This window comes from Sphaerisporangium krabiense, assembly GCF_014200435.1.
Lineage (GTDB): Bacteria > Actinomycetota > Actinomycetes > Streptosporangiales > Streptosporangiaceae > Sphaerisporangium > Sphaerisporangium krabiense.
The window spans coordinates 4,318,567-4,337,928 of record NZ_JACHBR010000001.1 but is presented as its reverse complement, the minus strand read 5'-3'; the positions used below and the strand labels follow the sequence as shown (position 1 = coordinate 4,337,928).

Genomic DNA, 19,362 nt, shown 5'->3' with positions numbered 1-19,362 from the left:
ACGCAAATAACCCACTGACGACACAGCGCGAATGTGCGTGAATCACGCCCTCGGGTGTTATGGGCGGCCCTGTGTCGCGTTTGGCCCGGCCCGTTAACCGACCACTCAGTACGCTGGGGGGACAGGACGTTCAGGGAGGCGTGCGGAATGGCGCGCGAGGGGGGACGGCGGGCCGCCGGCGAGGAGGCGGGCGGCACGACCCGGGGCAGGGCGGGCGGCGACGAGCCCGTGCGCGGCAGGCTGCTCGGCGCGGCGACGCGCCTGTTCGCCGACAGGGGCTTCGAGAGCACCTCGGTGCAGGAGATCGTGGCCGCGGCCGGGGTCACCAAGGGGGCGATGTACCACTACTTCGACTCCAAGGACGACCTGCTGCGCGAGATCTACGCCCGGGTGCTGCGCCTGCAGACCGAGCGGCTCGACCGGTTCGCCGACGCGCCGGGCCCGGTCGCCGGGCGCGTGTACGACGCGGCCGTGGACGTCGTGGCGACCACCGTCGAGAACCTCGACGACTCCAAGATCTTCTTCAGGTCGATGCACCAGCTCGCGCCCGAGACGCGGAAGGCCGTGCGGGCCGAGCGACGCCGCTACCACGAGCGGTTCCGCGACCTGGTGGCCGAGGGCCAGCGGGAGGGGGTCTTCCGCGCCGACGTGCCCGCCGACCTGGTGGTGGACTTCTTCTTCGGCTCCGTGCACCACCTGGGCTCGTGGTACCACGCGGACGGGGCGTTGCCGGGCGTGGCCGTCGGACGCCACTTCGCCGACCTCCTGCTCGCCTCCCTGCGCCCCGTCCCCGAGACCTGACCCGCGACGGCCGGGCCGGGGACCTCACTCGGCGGGCATGTGCTTCTTCAGCTCGCGGTAGGCCAGCGACCGCTTGTGCACCTCGTCCGGCCCGTCGGCCAGCCGCAGCGAACGGGCCGCCGCCCACAGCCCGGCCAGCGGGAAGTCCTGGCTGACGCCACCGGCGCCGTGCACCTGGATGGCCTTGTCGAGGATCCACTCCACCTCGCGCGGGGTGGCGATCTTGATGGCCTGGATCTCGGTGTGCGCGCCGCGGTTGCCGGCCGTGTCCATCAGCCACGCCGTCTTGAGCACCAGCAGGCGCAGCTGCTCGATCCTGACCCGCGCCTCGGCGATCCAGTCCTGGACGACGCCCTGCCGGGCCAGCGGCGTGCCGAACGTCGTGCGCCGCAGGGCACGCGCGCACGTCAGCTCGACCGCGCGCTCGGCCATGCCGATGAGCCGCATGCAGTGGTGGATCCGTCCGGGGCCGAGCCTGGCCTGGGCGATGGCGAAGCCGCCGCCCTCCTCGCCGATCAGGTTCCCCGCCGGGACGCGGACGTCCTCGAACAGCAGCTCGGCGTGCCCGCCGTGGTCGGCGTCGGCGTACCCGAACACGTGCATGCCGCGCCGGACGGTCAGGCCGGGGGTGTCGCGCGGCACCAGCACCATGCTCTGCCGGCGGTGCGGCGGGCCGTCCTGGGCGGTCCTGCCCATGACGATGAAGATCGCGCAGTTCGGGTTCATGGCGCCGGAGGCGAACCACTTGCGGCCGTTGATCACGTACGCGTCGCCGTCACGGACGATGGAGGTGGCGATGTTGGTGGCGTCGGAGGAGGCGACGTCCGGCTCGGTCATCGCGAACGCCGAGCGGATCTCGCCGTTCAGCAGGGGCTCCAGCCATGTCCCGCGCTGCCGCTCCGAGCCGAACATCGCGAGCACTTCCATGTTGCCGGTGTCCGGGGCGGCGCAGTTGGTGGCGGCGGGGGCGACGCGCGGGCTGCGGCCCATGATCTCGGCCAGCGGGGCGTACTGGAGGTTCGTCAGGCCCGCGCCGTGCTCACCGGGCAGGAAGAGGTTCCACAGGCCGCGCCGGCGGGCCTCGTGCTTGAGGTCCTCCAGCAGCGGCGGGGGGCTCCAGCCGCTGCCGGCGGCCTGCCGCTCGAACTCCTCCTCCGCCGGGTACACGCACTCGTCCATGAAGGCGGTCAGCCGCGCGCGCAGCTCCTCGGTGGTGGCGTCGAACCCGAAATCCATCAGCCCTCCTGGGACTCCAGCGCCCGCAGTCCGTGGGACACCAGCGGGGCGACGTGCCCGCCGATGTCGTCGAAGCCGTCCCCGACCGTGAGGCCGCGCGCGTGGCGGACGTGGATGCCCTCGGCGATCACCGCCAGCTTGAAGCAGGCCAGGGCGACGTACCAGCCGAGGCGGGACAGGTCCAGGCCGGTGCCGCGCGCGTACCGGCGGGCCAGCTCGGCGCCGGGCATGTGCTCCCCCGCCCGCGCCCCCTCCCCCATGTCCAGGGCCTCGAACTCGGCGTACAGCAGGAACAGGGCGAGGTCGGTCAGAGGGTCGCCCAGGGTGGACATCTCCCAGTCCAGGACGGCGCGGACCCGGCCGGCGGCGATGATGGTGTTGCCGAGCTTGAAGTCGCCGTGCACGATCGCGTGGCGCTGCGTGACGGGCACCGTGCCGGCCAGCCGGTCGTGCAGGGCGTCCATGCCCGGCAGGTCACGTCCACGGGAGGCGTCGAGCTGGCGCTTCCACCGGCGGACCTGGCGCTCCAGGAAGCCCTCGGGACGGCCGAACCCGTCCAGCCCTACGGCCGCGGGATCCACCTCGTGCAGGCGGGCGAGGACCGCCACCAGCTCCGCGTCGAGCGCGGGCGTGGCCGGGGGACGGTCGCCCTCGACGTACTCCATCACGTAGAAGGGGGCGCCGATGACGTCCGGGTCCTCGCAGAGGTGGTAGGTGCGCGGGACCGGCACGCCGGTGTCGCGCAGCGCCGTCATCACGCGGAACTCGCGGCCCATGTCGTGCGCCGTGGCGAGCACGTGCCCGAGCGGCGGCCTGCGCACGACGTAGCCGCGGTCGCCGTCGCGCACGAGGTAGGTCAGATTCGACTTGCCGCCGTGGATGACCTCCGCCGTGAGCGTCCCCGCGGCCAGTCCATGCGCCGCGAGACGCTCCCGCAGCCGCCCGAGGTCCAGCCCCGGCGGACTCGTCCCGATGTTCGCGGGCATCGCGCTCCCTAACTCATCCGACGCTCGGAGTGTACCGACCAGCCGGTATGGCTGTCAGTACTCACGGCGTCGCGGCGTGAGGGCGCGGGGGCTGGGGCTGTTCTGGCGGGATCTTTCGGGAGTTCAGCATGCCGTGGAGGATTTCGCGCATCGCGGTGCGGAGGTCGTCGAGGTCGGGGGTCACGCCGGCGCCGGCGATCGCGTCGAAGAGGAGGCCCTCGGCGTAGGCGACGAGGCGGTGACCGTGGCGTGCCGGGTCCGGGGAGCCGGCGGCGGCGAGGACGGCGGTGGCCAGGTCGCGGAAGCGGGCGCCCGCCTTGTCGTACACCTCGCGCAGCTCGGGGCGGCGGGTGGCCTCCAGGGCCAGCTCGTAGCGGGCCACGGTGGTGTGGCGGCCCTTGGTGAGCTGGACGTGGAGGATGTGGGCGGCCAGGTCGGCGAGCCGCTCGGGGCCGTCGGGCAGAGGGACGGGCGTCCGGGTCTCCCCGGCCGGGAACAGGGCGAACTGGCGTTCCTCCAGGTCCGTGAGGCGGGCGAGGGTGAGCGCGAGCAGGGCCGCGCGGGTGCGGGCCAGGTTGGAGGTGGACCCGAGGGGCAGCCCGGCCTGCTCGTCCACCGCGCGGTGGGTGAGCCCGCGCATCCCCCTTTCGACCAGCAACGTGATGGCCGCGTCCGCGATGACATCCTCCCTGCGCATGGCACCAGACTACAGGTGTAGTAGCATCACTACATCCGTAGTTACTACAGGTGTAGTCAAGGAGGCGGCGATGTCCCGCGCGGTCGTCATCGGCGGAGGGATCGGCGGCCTGACCGCCGCCGTGGCCCTGTCCCTCAAGGGGTGGGACGTCACAATCTGCGAGCGGGCGGGCTCGCTGGAACCCGTCGGGTCCGGTCTCGCCGTCGCGCCGAACGCCCTCAAGGCGCTGGACACGATCGGCGCGGGCGACAAGGTGCGCGAGCTCGCCGCCATGCAGGGCCAGGCCGGGGTGCGCGCCTCCGACGGCCGATGGCTGCTCCGCACCAGCGCCGAGGCCGTGATGGCCCGCTTCGGCGACCCCACCGTGCTGCTGCTGCGCGCCACGCTCGTGGACCTGCTCGCGCGCAGGCTCCCCGCGGGCGCCCTGCGCCTCGGCACGTCCGTCGAGACCGCCGACCCGGGCACCGGCCGGGTCGTCACCGGACAGGGAGACCTGGACGCCGACCTGATCGTTGCCGCCGACGGCATCAACTCGGCGGTCCGCCGCGCCCTCTTCCCCTCACACCCGGCCCCGGTCCACTCGGGCGTGACGAGCTGGCGCGTCGTCGTGCCGAGCCCGGAACCAGACCTGCGGAGCAGCGAGACGTGGGGACGCGGCCAGGTCTTCGGCGTCATGCCCCTGGCCGACGGCCTGGTGTACTGCTACGCCACGGCCCCGGCGGGCCGGGCGGCCGACGTGCCGGGCGGGAAGCGGCGGCTGACCGCCCTGTTCTCCGGCTGGCACGACCCGATCCCCCGGCTGCTGGCCGCGGCGCGGGAAAACGAGATCCTCGAACACGACATCTTCGCCCTGCCCTCGCCTCCCCCGGCCTTCCACGCGGGCCGGGTGGCGCTGCTCGGCGACGCGGCGCACGCCATGACCCCGAACATGGGCCAGGGCGCCTGCCAGGCGATCGAGGACGCCGTGGTGCTCGCGCACGTCGCCGGCGCCCCGGGCGCGGCGCCCGTGGATCTCGCGCCTTACACCGCGGCCCGGCGGGCCCGCACGGCGGGCGTCATGCGCAGGTCCTGGACGCTCTGCCGTCTCACCCAATGGTCGAACCCGCTCGCCGTCCGCGCCCGTGACACCGTGATGACGCTGGCCGGCCGCCTCGCCGGGGACGTGTCCCTGCGTCAGTTCGACGACGTGTTCACCTGGCGCCCGCCCGCGTCGTGACGGGCACGGGGGCCTCCACGTGACACGCGAGCGTGGAGGGGTCGGGGCTGTAACGCCCGAGCGTGATCGTGCCGCCGATCAGCACCGCGGCGGAGATCAGCGCGGGGATGATGCTCGCCGGGTCGGTCGGCACCGGCTCGCCGAGCAGGATCACGCCCGCCAGCACGGACGTGACCGGGTCGATCACCTGCACGCCCGCGTACGCGACGCTGAAATGGCCGACCGCGTACGACTTCTGCAACAGGATGACGGCGATGACGAGCAGCACCGGGATCACCAGCGTGAACCAGTGGAACAGGCGGGAGAGGTCACCGTCGAGGCCGCCGCCGACGACCCGGACGAACGTGGACACCGCCGCCGTCACGGCCCCGGCGCCGATCGCCGTGACCAGCGCCTTGGCGGTCGTGCCCCGCGCCCGCCGCGCGAACAGCTCGCACAGCGCCACGACGACGCCGATGCAGGCCAGGAACCACAGCGCCCCGCGCGTGGACAGCTCGGGGCGGGTATGGCTCTGCGGGACGAGCAGCATGATGCCGAGGAGCCCCGCGGACACGGCGATCGAGCCGAGGATCTCCGCCCGGTGCGGACGCCTGCCGTGCAGCACCGCGGCGAGCGGGACGGCGAAGACCAGCGTCGTCACGCTGACCGGCTGGACCAGCACCAGCGGGGCGAAGCTCAGGGCCAGCGCGTGCAGGGAGGCGCCGGCGAAGCCGATGGCGCCGCCGATCCACCATCGCGGCCGCCTGACCAGCTTGAAGGTGGCGCCGCCGCGGACCGCCTCGTGCTGCTGAATCGCCGCGCCTCCGGCGTACCCGAGCGCGCCGACCAGCGCGATCGACACGCCCAGCCACATCACGGGCGACCGCCCGCGACGGCTTTCGAACGGCCGGGGTGGGGTGTGTGGGAGGGCATCACAGGGAACACCCCGTCAGCTTAGGGACAAACCGGGTACCACGTTCCCCAATCGCGATGACGGTCATGGAACCTCACCGGTTCGGTGCGGCCGCGGGACCCGGCCTCGGCGGCGGGCTACGACCTTCTCACGATCCCGCCGGCGGCCGGGCCCGCCCGCGCCCCCGCGCCCCGGACGGGCTCGACGCGCGTCCGGCCCCCGGTACGCGGCCGGGCGGAGCCCCGGAGGTCAGGAGCGTTCCGGGCAGACGCAGAACAGGTGTCCTTCGGGGTCGGCGAGGACGACCCAGCCGTCCCCCGGCTGGAACTCCGGCTTGACGGCCCCGAGCTCGACGTACTCGCGCACGGCCTTGTCGACGTCCGGCACCCGGAAGTCCAGGTGGAACTGCTTGGCCGGCCCCGGCCACGAGGCGGGCGCCCGCCCCTCGACCCGCTGGAACCCGATCGCGTGCGTCCCGTCCCCGATGAACGCGTAGTTCTCGTCCGCGTACTGGCTGTCGTATCCGGTGATCTTCGCGTAGAAGTCCGCCAGGCCCTTGGGCTCGGCGCAGTCGAGCGTCACCGCGATGAACTGTGCTTTCGTCGTCATGGCCCCCATCCTGCCCCCCATACCTGTCACCCGCCGTCAGGTATGGGACGGGGTTCCGCCGGCGCGATAACCGATGGCCCGGGGGCGGGCGGGGTGGCTACCCTGACCGCCATGCGTCCGACTCTGATCGTCTCTCCCCCGACCGCCCGCTAGCGGGCGGTCCCTCTCCATGGAGCCGGGCCCTCCGGGGCTCGGTGGGTGGTTGCCGCCCGCTTTCGCGGGACGTTTCCGACCACTTCCTTGGAGAGACCTTCATGACGCATGTCTCCGTATCGCGGGGTCTGCTGTACGTCACCGTCGCCGCCGTCATCTGGGGCACGGGCGGGCCGGCGGCGGCCGTCCTCTATCAGGTCAGCGGCCTCGGGCCGGTCGCGGTGTCGTTCTGGCGGTTCGTGTTCGGGGCCGCGGTGATGTTCGCCGCGGCGCGGGTGGCGCGGGTCGCCGCGGCGCGGCCCCGCTGGACAACGGTGGGGCTCGCCGGGTGCGGGCTGGCCGTCTCGCAGGCCGCCTACTTCGGGGCCGTGGCCGAGATCGGGGTCGCCATGGCCACGGTGATCACGCTCGGCGCGAGCCCGGCGCTCGTGGCGCTCGGGGCACGGCTGTGGCTGGGCGAACGGCCCGGCCGGGGCGCGGCGGGCGGCATGGTCCTCGCGCCGGCGGGGCTGCTGCTGATGGCGGGCGACCTGGCGGCGGTGTCGCCCGCCGGGCTGGCGCTGTCCCTGCTGTCCGCGGTCGCCTACGCCGCCGTCACGCTGCTCCCCCGCGCCGCCCGGGCGGCGGGCGGCGACTCCTGGGGTACGGCGATGTGGGGGTTCGCCGCCGGGGGCCTGCTGCTGGCCCCGATCGCCGCGGCCGAGGGCCTGCTGCCCGGCGGAGGCGAGGTCACGACGCTGGCCCTGCTCGCGTACCTCGGGGTGATGCCGACGGCCGTCGCCTACGGCCTGTTCTTCACCGGCCTGTCGGCCGTCCGGGCGACCACGGCGTCGGTGGTGGCGCTGCTGGAGCCGGCGGCGGCGACGGCGATCGGCGTCCTGCTCCTCGGCGAGCGCCTGACCCCGGCCGCGGCCGCGGGCGCGGCGGTGCTGCTCGGCTCGGTGGCGTTCCTGGCCCTCGGCGAGTCGCGGCGGGCAGGGTGAGTTCTCGCGCGCGGGCACGGTCGCCCCCCCAGGTCACGGGGGAAGCCCGCGCGAGAGGAAAGCGGCGCATGGGGCTCGTCCGTCCAACCGGGGGTGAACCACGCCTGAGGGTCTCTAAGCTGCATACGCTGGGAAGGCCATCCAGCCTGGATGAAAGGCGGCGTGGATGAACGTCGAAGGATCAGGGCTCAGTCCCAGGCAGGCGAACCTCGTGTTCGTGGGGCTCATGGTCGCCCTGCTGCTCGCGGCCCTGGACCAGACGATCGTCTCGACGGCGCTGCCGACGATCGTGGGCGATCTGAACGGCCTCCAGCACATCGGCTGGATCGTCACGGCGTACATCCTGGCCTCGACCATCGGCCTGCCGATCTACGGCAAGCTCGGCGACCTGTTCGGCAGGAAGATCGTCTTCCAGGCCGCCATCGTGATCTTCCTGGTCGCCTCGGCGCTGTGCGGACTCTCCCAGAACATGCCCGAACTGATCATCTTCCGCGCCCTGCAAGGGCTGGGCGGGGGCGGCCTCATGATCGGCGTCCAGGCGATCGTGGCCGACCTCGTCCCGCCCCGCGACCGCGGCCGGTACATGGGCATCATCGGCGCCGTCTGGGGCCTGTCGTCGGTGATCGGCCCGCTGATCGGCGGCTTCTTCACCGACCACGCGAGCTGGCGCTGGTGCTTCTACGTCAACCTGCCGGTGGGCCTGGTCGCGCTGGCCCTCACCGCGATCGTGCTCAAGCTCCCCAAGCCGCAGGGGCGCCCGAAGCTGGACATCCTCGGGACGGCGCTGCTCGCGGGCACGTCCACCTGCGTCGTCCTCGTGACGAGCTGGGGCGGCACGGAGTACGCCTGGGGCTCGCCCGTGATCATCGGGCTCGCGGCGGGCGCGGTCGCGCTGGGGGCGATGTTCGTGCTGGCCGAGCGGGCGGCCGCGGAGCCGATCATCCCGCTGCGGCTGTTCCGCGAGAACCTGTTCACGCTGCCGGCCGCCGTGTCGGTGTTCGTCGGCATCGGCATGTTCGCCATGATCGCCTACCTGCCGACGTTCCTGCAGATGGTGAACGGCGCGAGCGCCACGCAGTCCGGCCTGCTGATGCTCCCCATGGTGGCCGGGATGACGATCACCTCCATCGGCTCCGGCCGGATCATCTCCGCCACGGGCCGCTACCGCCTGTTCCCCATCCTCGGCCTCGCGCTGCTGGTGGCCGGCCTGGTGCTGCTGTCGCGCATGAAGGCCGACTCCTCGATGGTGCTCAACGGCGTCTACATGTTCGTCGCCGGGTTCGGGCTCGGCATGGTCCTGCAGACGCTCGTGCTGATCGTGCAGAACTCGGTCGCCCACCGCGACGTGGGCGCCGCCACCTCGGCGGTGAACTACTTCCGGCAGACCGGGGCGTCCCTCGGCACCTCGCTGGTGGGCGCGACGTTCATCAACCGCCTGTCGGACGCCATCGCGGCCGGCGGGGCGCGGCTGCCGGTGCGGGACGTCAACGCGATCACGCCCCAGATGGTGCACCAGCTCCCCCCGCCGGTGCGCACGGCGATCGCCCGCGCGTACGCCCAGGCGCTGCCCCCGATCTTCCTGTACGTCGCGCCGATCGTCGCGGTCGGCCTCGTCCTCGCCTTCTTCATCAAGGAGGTCCCGCTCTCCACCCGCCAGGGCCCGGCGCGCCAGGACATCGCCGCGCACAGCACCTGAGTGATCAATGGCGGGAACGCCGCTACAGTGGAAGCCGTTGGAGGGAATGTGGCCTCGATATCGCAGTTGATAAGAAACCTCCTGGATCGTCCCGGGAGCGCGAACATCAGCCCTTTTCAGCGTGTGGCCACCCAGGCCGCCACGCATGAGGACAGACTCCGGGAGGCCGATCAACTTCCCGCGCCACGCATGGACGACCTCGCCGAGTTCTGCGCGATAGCCCGCGAGGCCGCCCGCCGCACGATCGACATGCGCCCGTTCGACGTGCAGCTCGTCGGCGCCCTGGCCCTGCTGCACGGACAGGTGGCCGAGATGGCCACCGGTGAGGGCAAGACCCTCTCCGGCGCGATCGCCGCCGCCGGGTACGCCCTGCGCGGCCGGCGCGTCCACGTCATCTCCGTCAACGACTACCTCGCCCGCCGCGACGCCGAGTGGATGGGACCGCTGTACGAGGCGCTCGGGGTGTCCGCCGGCTGGATCAGCCAGTCCTCCACCCCCGCCGAGCGCCGCGACGCCTACGCCAAGGACGTCGTCTACGCCTCGGTGAGCGAGATCGGCTTCGACGTCCTGCGCGACCGCATCGCCACCTCCCCCGACGACGTCATCGTCCCCGAGCCGCAGGTCGCGCTGATCGACGAGGCAGACTCGGTGCTGGTGGACGAGGCGCGCGTCCCCCTCGTCCTCGCCGGCGCCGCCGACCCGGGCCTCGACGCGCCCGAGGCCGCCGAGCTGGTGCGGCGCCTGTCCCGCGGTTACCACTACGAGGTGGACGACCAGGGGCTCAACGTCTACCTCACCGCCAAGGGCACCGACGCGGTCGAGAAGGCCATGGGCGAGATCAACCTGTACGAGACGCCCGAGGTCCTCACCCAGATCAACCTGGCCCTGCACGCGCACGCCCTGCTCACCCGGGACGTCGACTACCTCGTGCGCGACGGGCGCATCCAGCTCGTCAACCAGTCGCGCGGGCGGGTGGCCACGCTGCAGCGGTGGCCGGACGGCCTGCAGGCGGCCGTCGAGGCCAAGGAGGCGCTCCCGGCGAGCCAGACCGGTGAGGTGCTGGACTCGATCACCATTCAAGGGCTGCTCAGCCGATACCCCGAAATATGCGGCATGACGGGTACGGCGGTCGCGGTGGAGGACCAGCTCCGCGAGTTCTACGACCTCAAGGTCGCGGTCATCCCCCCCAACCGTCCCTGCGTCCGCGTCGACGAGCCCGACCGCGTCTTCGGCCACGTCGTGGACATGCGCATGGCCCTGGTCGAAGAGATCGCCCGCGTCCACGAGGCCGGCCGCCCCATCCTCATCGGCACCCTCGACGTCTCCGAGTCCGAGCGCCTCGCCGCCGACCTCCACCACGAGGGCCTGGAGTGCGTGGTCCTCAACGCCAAGAACGACGCCGAAGAGGCCGCGATCATCTCCTACGCCGGGCAGAAGGGCACGATCACCGTGTCCACCCAGATGGCCGGGCGCGGCACCGACATCAGGCTCGGCGAGGGCGTCGCCGAACTCGGCGGCCTGTACGTCATCGGCGCCGGCCGGCACGCCAGCAGCCGCCTGGACGACCAGCTCCGCGGCCGTGCCGGCCGCCAGGGCGACCCCGGCGGGTCGGTGTTCTACGTGAGCCTCGAAGACGACCTGATCACCCACTACGCGCCGCACGAGTCCCTGCCGTCCGCCGACGACGAGACCGGCGTCGTGCGCAGCAAGCGCGCCGGGTACATCGTCGGCCACGCCCAGCGCGTCGCCGAGGGCTCCCACCTGGAGATCCACCGCAACACCTGGCGCTACACCCGCCTGCTCGAACGGCAGCGCGCCCAGGTCCTGGAGCAGCGCGACAAGGTCCTGCGCGGCGAGGCCGCCGCCGACGCCCTCGCCGCCGCCCGCCCCGAACGCTGGGACGAGCTGCGCGAGCAGGCCGGCGAGCAGGTCCTGCGCGAGGCCGCGCGGCAGATCGTCCTCTACCACCTCGACCGCTGCTGGACCGAGCACCTCGGCTTCATGTCCGACGTGCGCGAGGGCATCCACCTGCGCGGCCTCGGCCACCGCCTGCAACCCCTCGACGAGTTCCACCGCGAGGGCGTCGCCGCCTACCGGCAGTTGCTGGAGGAGGTCGAACGCCGCTCGACCGAAACCTTCGACACCGCCACGATCACCGCCGACGGCCTCGACGCCCTCGACAACGACCTCAAACGCCCCACCGCCACCTGGACCTACCTCGTCCAGGACAACCCCTTCGGCAGCGCCTTCGACCGCGCCCTGAAGAATCTGATGACCCCGAAGTCCAAGCGCCTCCGCTCCCTGGACGACTGATCACGGCCGCGTTCGACATGGAACCGGCCCGCGCCTTCGTGGCTCGTGGCTTCGAAGGCGCGGGCCGGGGCCGTACCTCGACCTGTCGGGTGGTACGGGGGCGGGTGGTGGTGGGTCAGGTGGCGCGGCGGCGGAGGAAGGCCATGACGCCGAAGGCGAGCACGAGGGTCGCGCCGCCGGCGGTCCACGGCAGGAGGGTGGTGTCCGCCTGCGTGGCGCGGCCGTGGGCGCTCACCCCAGGCGTCCGGCCGTGCCCGGCCGCCTGAGGTGAGATGCCGTAGCCGCCCGCGTAGCCGTCCCTGGCGTAGGCGGAGCCGGGGAGCTTGGCCGCGTAGCGCTGCCGGGTCAGCCGCTGGTAGTCGGCCGGCGCGACGCCGGCCGCGCCGATCGACTGGACGGCCTCGGGGTTGAGGGGCATGACCCTGCCGTCACGCAGGGCGTACCAGGCGTTGATCTGAGGTTCGCGGAAGACGACGCCGGCCTGGGCGCCGTACCGCTGCTCGTCGGCGCCGCTCGCGATGTTGCTGACGACCCACGCGCCCGACGGGGCGCGGGTGGTCCAGACGGAGGCCGTCTGGCCGTCGGAGGCGTTGGCCTGGGTGGCGAGGAACGAGAAGCGGGCGATCTGCGGGGAACGGCCGGAGACGAAGTCGGGGTTGAGGTCGTTGACGGCGACCGTGGGGCCGTCGACCTGGGCGGCCATCGGGGCCACCTGGGTCTTGGCCTGCCGGCCCTTGGTGGCGAAGAAGCGCCCGACCGTGTCGCGCGCGCCCGCCGCCGCGGCCTTGGCGGCGGCGACGTCGTCCGGGCTCGGCGCGCCGGGGACGGCGGCCTGGACGGAGGAGCCGGAGACGGGGGCCCCGGCGGATGCGCCGGGATCCGCCATCGCGGCGGCGGGAACGGACAGGAACAGCGCGGTCAGGACCGCTGCCGTGGCGATGAGTTTCATGACGGTGGCCTCCCTCACGCGCCGATGTAGTCGAGTGAGTGCGTCCAGAAGAACGAGCCGTTCGAGACGTAGTAGCTGTAGGTCGTCCAGTTGTAGCGGGTGCTCGACGGCCACGGGTTGGACCAGTAGACCCACGACTGGCTCTTGTCGTAGCCGTAGATGACCTCCATGTGGCCGCCGCCGCTGGTCCACTGGATGCGGGCCATGATCGGGCGCTCGGCGTCGATCTCCCTGACGATCGCCGCGTACGTCAGGTAGCCGGAGACGTAGCTGCCGGGGTTGATGCCGATCTGGCGGAACGCGGTCTGGTCGTTGGCGAGGGTGGCCTGGTTGTTGGGGCAGCTCGTGTTGACGCCGCGGTTGAAGGCCAGGTTGCAGAACTGGTTCTGGCTGTAGTTGTAGCCGTAGTAGGCGGCGACGGAGTTGCCGGTGGCGGCCCAGCACCAGTTCGAATACTCCTGGGCCTGCTCGGTGAAGTTGAGCTTGTACCAGGTGTAGGCGTTGGCGGGGGCGGTGGTCGAGATCCAGGCGGTCGCCGCCAGGGCGAGGGCCACGGCTAGGCGGAACATGAGAGCTCCTCTTGCTGGGGGGATGGTGCATCGGATCCTCGACCTGCGGCGACAGGCCGACAAGCACCGGCAAAGCGCCTAGACGAATCGCTGTGGAAGGGGGTATTCACGACGCTCTCCCCCGGATGCCGAATCTGTGGAAATCTGTGAACATTCACAACGTGGCGGACGAGCTCCAAACCGCGCTTCGCGCCGGACCCTTTCACGCGGCCCTGCGCGCCGCGGTCGAGGCGCGTGGGCTGACCCTGGAACGCCTGCGGCACCGGCTGGCGCAGCGCGGGCTCCAGGTGGCGGTGAGCACCCTCAGCTACTGGCAGCAAGGGCTGCGCCGGCCCGAGCGGCCGGAGTCGCTACGCGCCGTCCTGGCGCTGGAGGAGATCCTGGAGCTGCCGCCCCGCTCGCTGATCCAGCTCCTCGGCCCGCCCAAGCCGCGCGGCCGAGCCCCCGGCGTGGCGTACTCGACGCTGCTGCGGCCCGCGCGGGCGCTGGCGGACATCCTCGACGAGCTCGGCGCCGTCGCCGACGACCGGCGGCTGCACATCCTCGGCATGTACGAGTCGGTGCGCATCGGCCCCGACCGCAGCACGGCCGCCCGGGAGACGCTGCAGGTGGTGCAGGCACACGAGGACGGCGCCGACCGGTACATCATGATCTACCAGGGCGACGCGGGGTGCGACGTCGCGCTCGTGACGATCCGGGCCGTGCAGGACTGCCGGGTGGGACGGATCCGGCGCGACGCGCCGGCCGGGCTGATCGTCGCCGAGCTCCTGTTCGACCGGGTGCTGCGGGTCGGCGACACGCACGTGATGCGCTACGAGATCAGCGACCTGAGCGGCGTCGAGGCGCACGACTACGAACGCGGCTTCCGCCACCCCGCCGGGCAGTACGTGCTCCGGGTGGCCTTCGACCCGGACGAACTCCCGGTACGCATCCACCGCTTCGCCCGCCGCGGCCCCGCCCTCGGCGAACTCGCGGCCACCGAACTCACCCTGAACACCCACCACGCCGTCCACCTGGCCGCTGCGACCCTCCACCCCGGCCTCATCGGCATCCGCTGGTCCTGGCCCTGACCGCGCGCGTCGCCCAGTGTCCGCGTGAAGCAAGAGCCGGCCTTAGAAAGGTCCTCGCCTCCGGCTCGGGCTGTTTTCCCCAGGGGGCTCCCGCCCCTTCGACCCCCAGCGTGCAAGCCGTAGAGGGGCAGCAGAACCTACGTCGGCGAAACGGCAACCGACAGCGGAGCCGAGTGTTTGAGACGACAGGCTTACTGCGGCTTCGCTGTCAAGATGTCCGTGGTCTGGCGCCGGGTCGGCTGGGATGTCGTCCTGGCACCGTATACGGCGAGTGTCCAGAAGCGTTGGCAGGAGCGGGACCAGGCCTCTGCCATTGATCAACGTGCCTTATCCACCGCGGGTGAGGTGACCGCTCTTCAACATGCCCAAGAAGACGCGCCACTCCTTCTCATCGAAGGTCAGGACCGCACCCTTCGACCTCTTGCTGTCGCGAACCACGGCCACCCCCTTCAATTCCGCCGACTCTACGCAAGCGCCGTTGGCGCCGCTCCTGCTGCTCTTGCGCCAGGCGGCGTGGGTCAGGATCCGGAGAACCAGCAGCTAGGAGCGTCCGTCATTGGGGGCGATCGCCTGCCGCTGAGCACCGTCGGCGGTACGCCAAGGACAGGACGACGCACAGATCAGTTGTCAGGGAGATCCTGACGGCCTATCCTGTCAGGGACGCCCTGACAGATGAGGAGTGTTCTGTGACATCCCCTGAAACGCTGGCGGACATCGCCCAGTGTTCCTTCTGCGGTAAGCCGAGCAGCGAAGTCGGCAAGCTCGTGGCCGGCGCCGGTGTGTACATCTGTAACGAGTGCGTGGCTCTCGCCGCGGCGGTCATCGAGAGCACCCCTGAAAAGCCCGCGCGATCGGAAATGCTTGTCTGGGACACGCTGACCGACGAAGAGATGCTGGCGCACATTCCGCGGGTCGCCGCGCACATCGACCAGGCCGAAGCCGACCTGCGCTCCTGGGTGCAGGAACTGCGCCGACGCGGTGTCACCTGGAGTAGGATCGGCGAGTCTCTCGGCATCACCCGCCAGTCCGCATGGGAGCGTTTCTCCGGCGAGGAGTGATACGCCCCCGAGCAACAACCCGCCCGTATTCTCGCGATCTCCCACGCGATTATGCGAGGTGATCCCGCTATGCGTGGCGGGATGGACTATTCGTAACCTCTCAACGAGGCTCCCGCCTTCTTCGACCCCAGTGTGTAGGCCGTGAGGACGCCAGTGACGTCACGCGTGCGGACGGCGACCGCATTCGCTATCCCACCGACGATGTCCGGTAGCCGGTACAGCCTGAAGCCGGTCACATCATCAACGTCCGCGTGTGTGCCTGGCAATGAATTCCGGTCCCATTTCACAGCCCGCGCACTGGGGGTCGAAGGGGGCGGGAGCCCCCTGGGAAAAGCAGCCCGAGCCGGAGGCGAGGACCGTTCATACCGCAGACTCTCTCGGTCCACGTGCGCGACGTCGATTACCACCGAGGTAAGGAAAGAACCGCAGAGTGCGGGCGAGGCGGGTCAAGCGGCCGCGGGTCAGCGTGTCGTGCCGGTCATGGACGTCTCGGTGCCTCTGATCAACGTTTGGAGGCCGTGGGCGAAGGCCTGGTCACCGAGGGGGTTTCCGCCCTGGTGGACGGCCGCCAGCAGGGTGGGCATGGCGGCGGGGTCCGGGAGGCCGGGGGGTGAGGGGGGCTCGGGGTGGGGCCGGTCCTGGGGCTCCGGTTGAGATTGTTCCTGGAGGACGAAGCCGTTGACGTAGTACGTCACGGTCGTGATCGTGCGGAGGGCCACGGCCGGGGTGAAGCCGTGGGACGTCATGGCGGCGAGTTCGGCCTCGAAGAGCTCGACCGTCTCGGGGCTCAGGCGGCGGGCGGTGGCGACGATGCGGGCGCCGTCTCGGTGGGCGAGCAGGGAGGCGCGGTAGGCGGTCGCGCGGCGGCACAGCCAGTCCTGCCAGGTCTCGCCCTCGCGGGGCGGCCCCATGCCGGCGGCCTGGATGATCGCGTCGGCCATCTCGTCGAGCAGTTCCTGCTTGGTGCGGATGTGCCAGTACAGGGCCGGTGACTGGACGCCCAGCTCGGCGGCGAGGCGCCGCACGGTCAGCCCTTCCAGGCCCGTCTCGTCGAGGAGCCGCAGCGCCGTCTCGACCAGGACCCGCCGGGTGAGCCCTGGCCGCTTGTTCCTCATTGTTGACACCTTAGCAGCGCTAAGCCTAATTTAGCGCTGCTAAGGAAGCTTGTCGGCGCGCGTCCAGACGTGCGCACGAACAGGAGGACGCATGTCCGCCACACCTGAGCGGTCCCTGGCGACCGCGGGCGACGGGACCGAGGTCCGCGGCTACGACGAGGGACAGGGTCCCGTCATCGTGATGATCGGACCGGGGCTGGACGACGGACGCCGGACGGCACGGCTCGCCGCGTGCCTCACCCCGCGCTTCCGCGTGATCCGCCTGCACCGCCGCCAGTACCGGAACGACCTCAAGCGCACGAACCCCGCGCCGTGCACCGTCACCGAGGAGGCCGGGGACGTCCTCGCGGTCGTCGCCGCCGTCGGCGGGCCGGTCGTCGTGTACGGGCACTCCTCAGGCGCGGTCGTGGCGCTGGAGGCGCTGGTCGCGTCCCCGTCCTCGTTCACCGGGGCGGTCGCCTTCGAGCCGCCGGCCGTGACCGCCACGCCCCTGAGTGGAGAGAACGGCGAGATCCTCGGGCGGGCGCGGGCCGCCGTCGCCGCGGGCAGGCCGGGCACGGCGATGGCACTCGTCTTCCGCCACACCGTCGGCCTGCCGTCCTGGCAGGCGTGGCCGGCCGCCGCGCTGACGGCGATGATGCCGCGCTACCGCGCCCTGATCTCGTGCCAGCTCGACGACCTGGAGGCGATCGACGCGCTCGGCGTGCGCCTCGACGCCTACGAACGGATCCGCGTCCGCACGGTGCTGCTCGGCGGCGACAGCAGCCCGTCCCACCTCGCCGAACGCCTCGACGCCCTCGCCCGCGTGATCCCGGAGAGCAAGCGGGTCATCATGCGCGGCCACGACCACGGCGCCGACCTGAAGTCCCCGAAGACCGTGGCCCGCGTCATCGAGCACCTCGCCGGCGAACCGTCCCGCGGGACCTGACGGCACCCCGGACGACGGCCTCGCTCGGAGAAGCATCGCGGTCGCGCGCGCCTCCGGCCGGCTCACGCGCCCGTGGCAGCGTCCGGCGCGGGACCGCCCAGGGTCTGGCGGATCACCGTCAGCGCGTCCTCGGCGCTTCGCTGCCCCAGCAGCACGCTGGTGCCCAGCCCGGCCGACATCGCGACCAAGGCGGCGGCCGTGAGGGCGGGGTCGACACCCCGCGGCATGTCTCCCGACTCCTGCGCCAGCCGTACCTGCTCGGCGACGAACCGCTCCATCGCGTCGGGGGCGGCGAGGAAGGGCTGGTGCCTGAGTGCGGCGTCGGTGACCGCGAGCATGGCGTACGAAGTGTAGACGAGGTGGAAGACGCGGCTTTCCTCGTCGGTGGGCAACGCCCGGGTCAGAACGGTCTCGATCACCTGGCGCGGCGCCGGGGCGGCGCCGAGCGCGCCGAGGTCTTCCTTGATCCGCGTCGCCATGCGCTCTGCCAGGTGGCGCAGCGCGAACAGCATCAGCTGTTCCTTGGTCTCGAAGTAGTGCTGCACCAGGTGCAGCGAGACGCCGGCCTCGGCCGCGACCGCCCGCATCGTGGCGGCGTGCAGCCCTTTGGCGCCCGCGACCCGCAGCAGCGCTGCGGCGATCTGGCGGCGCCGGATGTCACGGTCGTCGCTGCGTCCCATGGAGACCTCGCTGTTCGGCATGCCCACTCGATGGTACGAGTGTATATGGTACATATGTATAGGGTACGGCTGTACCAAGTCGGCGAAAGGTGCATACATGAAGGACGGCGGCGCACGCGGACAGATCGGACAGTTCACCAGCCCGGCGGCAAAGCAACGGTTCCTGGAGGCGTACGAGCGGGCCATGGCGCTGTGGCCACGCCCCTATGACCGGTTCGACGTCGAGACCACGTTCGGCACGACCCGCGTGTACCGGTACGGCGCCGCGAAGGCCGAGCCGATCGTCCTGCTGCACGGGCACGGGGCCAACGCCTCCACCTGGTACCCGCAGATCACCGCCCTCGGACGCGAGCACCCGGTCTACGCGATCGACACGATCGACGACCCCGGCGGCAGCGAGCAGCGGGCGCCGGTGACCGGCTCCGCCGACGCCGCCGCCTGGCTCGACCAGGTCCTCGCCGGCCTCGGGCTGCGACAGGTCCACCTGGTCGGGCTCTCCTACGGCGGATGGCTCACCCTCAACCAGGGCATATACGGGCCCGATCGGCTGAGCACGCTCACCCTGCTCGACCCCGGCGGACTGGGGAAGGTGCCGCCGAGGTTCATGCTCACCATGGCGCTGGGCGCCCTGGGCATGGCGGCCCCGCGGCGCTGGCGGCCGGCACTGGCGCGACTGCTGGCCAACCACGCCCTCGTCGAGCGTCCGGAGATCATGAGACCGGTCATGATCGGCGCCCGTGCCTTCCGTCCCAACCGCCGCCCCGCACGCGCCTTCGGCGATGAGGAACTGCGGCGTGTCACCGTGCCGGTGCAGGTGATCCTCGGCGAGCGCAGCACCCTGGTGCGGCCCCGCCACGCCCTGGCCCGCGCCGGCGAGTTCCTGCCCGTCGCCCACGCCGAGATAGTGCCGGGCGCCGGCCACGCCGTACCGCTGGAGCGGCCTGTCCTGGCCAACGCGCGCATCCTCGCCTTCGCCAAGGACCCGGCCGTCTCCGGCGCGGAGGACTGACACCTCGCCGGACGTGTTTCCCCGCACGTGTCGATTCGGGGTTCCCGAACGTATCGGCGGCCACCGTCTGATACCAGCAATGGCGAGAGAATGGGCGGTCGACGCCTCGCCGCGATTCACGGCCGGGACGTGGTTCGCAGCGTCATCTGCCGACAATGGGCGCCTCAGGCCGAATATCGGATATTGACGGTAATTGCCTGGCATTGGGAGGGCCACCCAGGGCGGGGATCGGTTGAGCTGCGAGATCATCGGCATCGTTGCCAATTCCTGGCCTTGGCGATTCCGTCATCTCCGGTGGAGGACGGTCGCATAATGCGACCATCTAAGCAGGTCGAAAGGCCTGTGCCCCGCCTGGCTCACAATCGTGCCGATTTCCGATGTGGGGCCCACGGAGTCGGCGCG

The 19,362-nt window shown here is 71.7% G+C and carries 19 protein-coding genes; 9 read left to right on the top strand and 10 right to left on the bottom strand.

Annotation, left to right across the window (positions count from 1 at the left end):
• Positions 1 to 147 precede the first annotated feature (147 nt).
• Positions 148 to 801 (top strand): TetR/AcrR family transcriptional regulator, encoded by a 654-nt coding sequence (locus BJ981_RS19220; RefSeq protein WP_184612692.1) that lies wholly within the window; start codon positions 148 to 150, stop codon positions 799 to 801.
• Positions 802 to 825: 24 nt separating this feature from the next.
• On the opposite strand, the gene BJ981_RS19215 is transcribed toward BJ981_RS19220, so the two are convergent.
• From BJ981_RS19215 to BJ981_RS19205, 3 genes are all read right to left on the bottom strand, one after another.
• The gene (locus BJ981_RS19215; RefSeq protein WP_184612691.1) at positions 826 to 2,037 is read right to left on the bottom strand and encodes an acyl-CoA dehydrogenase family protein; all 1,212 of its coding nucleotides are present in this window, start codon (positions 2,035 to 2,037) and stop codon (positions 826 to 828) included.
• Positions 2,037 to 3,023 carry a phosphotransferase family protein gene (locus tag BJ981_RS19210; protein ID WP_184612690.1) on the bottom strand — a complete coding sequence of 329 codons (987 nt, stop codon included), beginning with the start codon at positions 3,021 to 3,023 and terminating at the stop codon, positions 2,037 to 2,039. The genes BJ981_RS19215 and BJ981_RS19210 overlap by 1 nt, the downstream gene beginning before the upstream one ends.
• Positions 3,024 to 3,084: 61 nt before the next feature.
• Positions 3,085 to 3,720, bottom strand: coding sequence for a TetR/AcrR family transcriptional regulator (locus BJ981_RS19205; protein WP_184612689.1), 636 nt, complete (start codon positions 3,718 to 3,720; stop codon positions 3,085 to 3,087).
• 70 nt (positions 3,721 to 3,790) lie between these two features.
• Between BJ981_RS19205 and BJ981_RS19200 the strand changes: the two genes are divergently transcribed.
• Positions 3,791 to 4,936, top strand: coding sequence for an FAD-dependent monooxygenase (locus tag BJ981_RS19200; RefSeq protein WP_184612688.1), 1,146 nt, complete (start codon positions 3,791 to 3,793; stop codon positions 4,934 to 4,936).
• Here BJ981_RS19200 and BJ981_RS19195 read toward each other — a convergent pair.
• Together BJ981_RS19195 and BJ981_RS19190 are read right to left on the bottom strand one after the other, a co-directional pair.
• Positions 4,911 to 5,777 carry a DMT family transporter gene (locus BJ981_RS19195; RefSeq protein ID WP_239139235.1) on the bottom strand — a complete coding sequence of 289 codons (867 nt, stop codon included), beginning with the start codon at positions 5,775 to 5,777 and terminating at the stop codon, positions 4,911 to 4,913. The two genes, BJ981_RS19200 and BJ981_RS19195, sit on opposite strands and share 26 nt — an antisense overlap.
• Before the next feature lie 300 nt (positions 5,778 to 6,077).
• Positions 6,078 to 6,437 carry a VOC family protein gene (locus BJ981_RS19190; protein WP_184612686.1) on the bottom strand — a complete coding sequence of 120 codons (360 nt, stop codon included), beginning with the start codon at positions 6,435 to 6,437 and terminating at the stop codon, positions 6,078 to 6,080.
• A gap of 254 nt (positions 6,438 to 6,691) precedes the next feature.
• Here BJ981_RS19190 and BJ981_RS19185 point away from each other — a divergent pair, with 254 nt between their 5' ends.
• The 3 genes from BJ981_RS19185 (at position 6,692) to secA2 (ending at position 11,582) form a co-directional block, all read left to right on the top strand.
• The gene (locus tag BJ981_RS19185; RefSeq protein ID WP_184612685.1) at positions 6,692 to 7,573 is read left to right on the top strand and encodes a DMT family transporter; all 882 of its coding nucleotides are present in this window, start codon (positions 6,692 to 6,694) and stop codon (positions 7,571 to 7,573) included.
• Positions 7,574 to 7,739: 166 nt separating this feature from the next.
• Entirely contained in the window at positions 7,740 to 9,269 is a 1,530-nt protein-coding gene (locus tag BJ981_RS19180; RefSeq protein ID WP_184612684.1) for an MDR family MFS transporter, read from the top strand.
• A gap of 57 nt (positions 9,270 to 9,326) precedes the next feature.
• The gene (gene secA2, locus BJ981_RS19175; protein ID WP_239139238.1) at positions 9,327 to 11,582 is read left to right on the top strand and encodes an accessory Sec system translocase SecA2; all 2,256 of its coding nucleotides are present in this window, start codon (positions 9,327 to 9,329) and stop codon (positions 11,580 to 11,582) included.
• A 115-nt stretch (positions 11,583 to 11,697) separates the two neighbouring features.
• Here the strand turns inward: secA2 and BJ981_RS19170 are convergent, their stop codons facing one another.
• Positions 11,698 to 12,531 carry a hypothetical protein gene (locus tag BJ981_RS19170; protein ID WP_184612682.1) on the bottom strand — a complete coding sequence of 278 codons (834 nt, stop codon included), beginning with the start codon at positions 12,529 to 12,531 and terminating at the stop codon, positions 11,698 to 11,700.
• A gap of 14 nt (positions 12,532 to 12,545) precedes the next feature.
• Complete coding sequence (locus BJ981_RS19165) at positions 12,546 to 13,100, bottom strand: papain-like cysteine protease family protein (protein ID WP_184612681.1); 555 nt, start codon at positions 13,098 to 13,100, stop codon at positions 12,546 to 12,548.
• 161 nt (positions 13,101 to 13,261) lie between these two features.
• Between BJ981_RS19165 and BJ981_RS19160 the strand changes: the two genes are divergently transcribed.
• Complete coding sequence (locus BJ981_RS19160; protein ID WP_221314732.1) at positions 13,262 to 14,170, top strand: hypothetical protein; 909 nt, start codon at positions 13,262 to 13,264, stop codon at positions 14,168 to 14,170.
• A gap of 327 nt (positions 14,171 to 14,497) precedes the next feature.
• Here BJ981_RS19160 and BJ981_RS19155 read toward each other — a convergent pair whose 3' ends face one another.
• Complete coding sequence (locus BJ981_RS19155) at positions 14,498 to 14,692, bottom strand: DUF397 domain-containing protein (protein WP_221315188.1); 195 nt, start codon at positions 14,690 to 14,692, stop codon at positions 14,498 to 14,500.
• 164 nt (positions 14,693 to 14,856) lie between these two features.
• On the opposite strand from BJ981_RS19155, the gene BJ981_RS19150 reads away from it, so the two are divergent.
• Entirely contained in the window at positions 14,857 to 15,228 is a 372-nt protein-coding gene (locus BJ981_RS19150; protein WP_184612679.1) for a ClpX C4-type zinc finger protein, read from the top strand.
• Between the two features lie 461 nt (positions 15,229 to 15,689).
• On the opposite strand, the gene BJ981_RS19145 is transcribed toward BJ981_RS19150, so the two are convergent.
• Complete coding sequence (locus BJ981_RS19145; protein WP_184612678.1) at positions 15,690 to 16,343, bottom strand: TetR/AcrR family transcriptional regulator C-terminal domain-containing protein; 654 nt, start codon at positions 16,341 to 16,343, stop codon at positions 15,690 to 15,692.
• A 91-nt stretch (positions 16,344 to 16,434) separates the two neighbouring features.
• Between BJ981_RS19145 and BJ981_RS19140 the strand changes: the two genes are divergently transcribed.
• Positions 16,435 to 17,271 carry an alpha/beta fold hydrolase gene (locus BJ981_RS19140; RefSeq protein WP_184612677.1) on the top strand — a complete coding sequence of 279 codons (837 nt, stop codon included), beginning with the start codon at positions 16,435 to 16,437 and terminating at the stop codon, positions 17,269 to 17,271.
• A 62-nt stretch (positions 17,272 to 17,333) separates the two neighbouring features.
• On the opposite strand, the gene BJ981_RS19135 is transcribed toward BJ981_RS19140, so the two are convergent.
• Positions 17,334 to 17,972, bottom strand: coding sequence for a TetR/AcrR family transcriptional regulator (locus tag BJ981_RS19135; RefSeq protein ID WP_204070259.1), 639 nt, complete (start codon positions 17,970 to 17,972; stop codon positions 17,334 to 17,336).
• Positions 17,973 to 18,048: 76 nt separating this feature from the next.
• Here BJ981_RS19135 and BJ981_RS19130 point away from each other — a divergent pair, with 76 nt between their 5' ends.
• The gene (locus tag BJ981_RS19130) at positions 18,049 to 18,960 is read left to right on the top strand and encodes an alpha/beta fold hydrolase (RefSeq protein ID WP_204070258.1); all 912 of its coding nucleotides are present in this window, start codon (positions 18,049 to 18,051) and stop codon (positions 18,958 to 18,960) included.
• The last annotated feature ends 402 nt before the right edge of the window (positions 18,961 to 19,362 follow it).

Bases quoted from the DNA above. Each gene is read 5' to 3' on its own strand.
- BJ981_RS19220 (WP_184612692.1), top strand. From the start codon at position 148: ATGGCGCGCGAGGGGGGACGGCGGGCCGCCGGCGAGGAGGCGGGCGGC.
- BJ981_RS19215 (WP_184612691.1), bottom strand. From the start codon at position 2,037: ATGGATTTCGGGTTCGACGCCACCACCGAGGAGCTGCGCGCGCGGCTG.
- BJ981_RS19210 (WP_184612690.1), bottom strand. From the start codon at position 3,023: ATGCCCGCGAACATCGGGACGAGTCCGCCGGGGCTGGACCTCGGGCGG.
- BJ981_RS19205 (WP_184612689.1), bottom strand. From the start codon at position 3,720: ATGCGCAGGGAGGATGTCATCGCGGACGCGGCCATCACGTTGCTGGTC.
- BJ981_RS19200 (WP_184612688.1), top strand. From the start codon at position 3,791: ATGTCCCGCGCGGTCGTCATCGGCGGAGGGATCGGCGGCCTGACCGCC.
- BJ981_RS19190 (WP_184612686.1), bottom strand. From the start codon at position 6,437: ATGACGACGAAAGCACAGTTCATCGCGGTGACGCTCGACTGCGCCGAG.
- BJ981_RS19185 (WP_184612685.1), top strand. From the start codon at position 6,692: ATGACGCATGTCTCCGTATCGCGGGGTCTGCTGTACGTCACCGTCGCC.
- BJ981_RS19180 (WP_184612684.1), top strand. From the start codon at position 7,740: ATGAACGTCGAAGGATCAGGGCTCAGTCCCAGGCAGGCGAACCTCGTG.
- BJ981_RS19170 (WP_184612682.1), bottom strand. From the start codon at position 12,531: ATGAAACTCATCGCCACGGCAGCGGTCCTGACCGCGCTGTTCCTGTCC.
- BJ981_RS19165 (WP_184612681.1), bottom strand. From the start codon at position 13,100: ATGTTCCGCCTAGCCGTGGCCCTCGCCCTGGCGGCGACCGCCTGGATC.
- BJ981_RS19145 (WP_184612678.1), bottom strand. From the start codon at position 16,343: ATGAGGAACAAGCGGCCAGGGCTCACCCGGCGGGTCCTGGTCGAGACG.
- BJ981_RS19140 (WP_184612677.1), top strand. From the start codon at position 16,435: ATGTCCGCCACACCTGAGCGGTCCCTGGCGACCGCGGGCGACGGGACC.
- BJ981_RS19135 (WP_204070259.1), bottom strand. From the start codon at position 17,972: ATGCCGAACAGCGAGGTCTCCATGGGACGCAGCGACGACCGTGACATC.
- BJ981_RS19130 (WP_204070258.1), top strand. From the start codon at position 18,049: ATGAAGGACGGCGGCGCACGCGGACAGATCGGACAGTTCACCAGCCCG.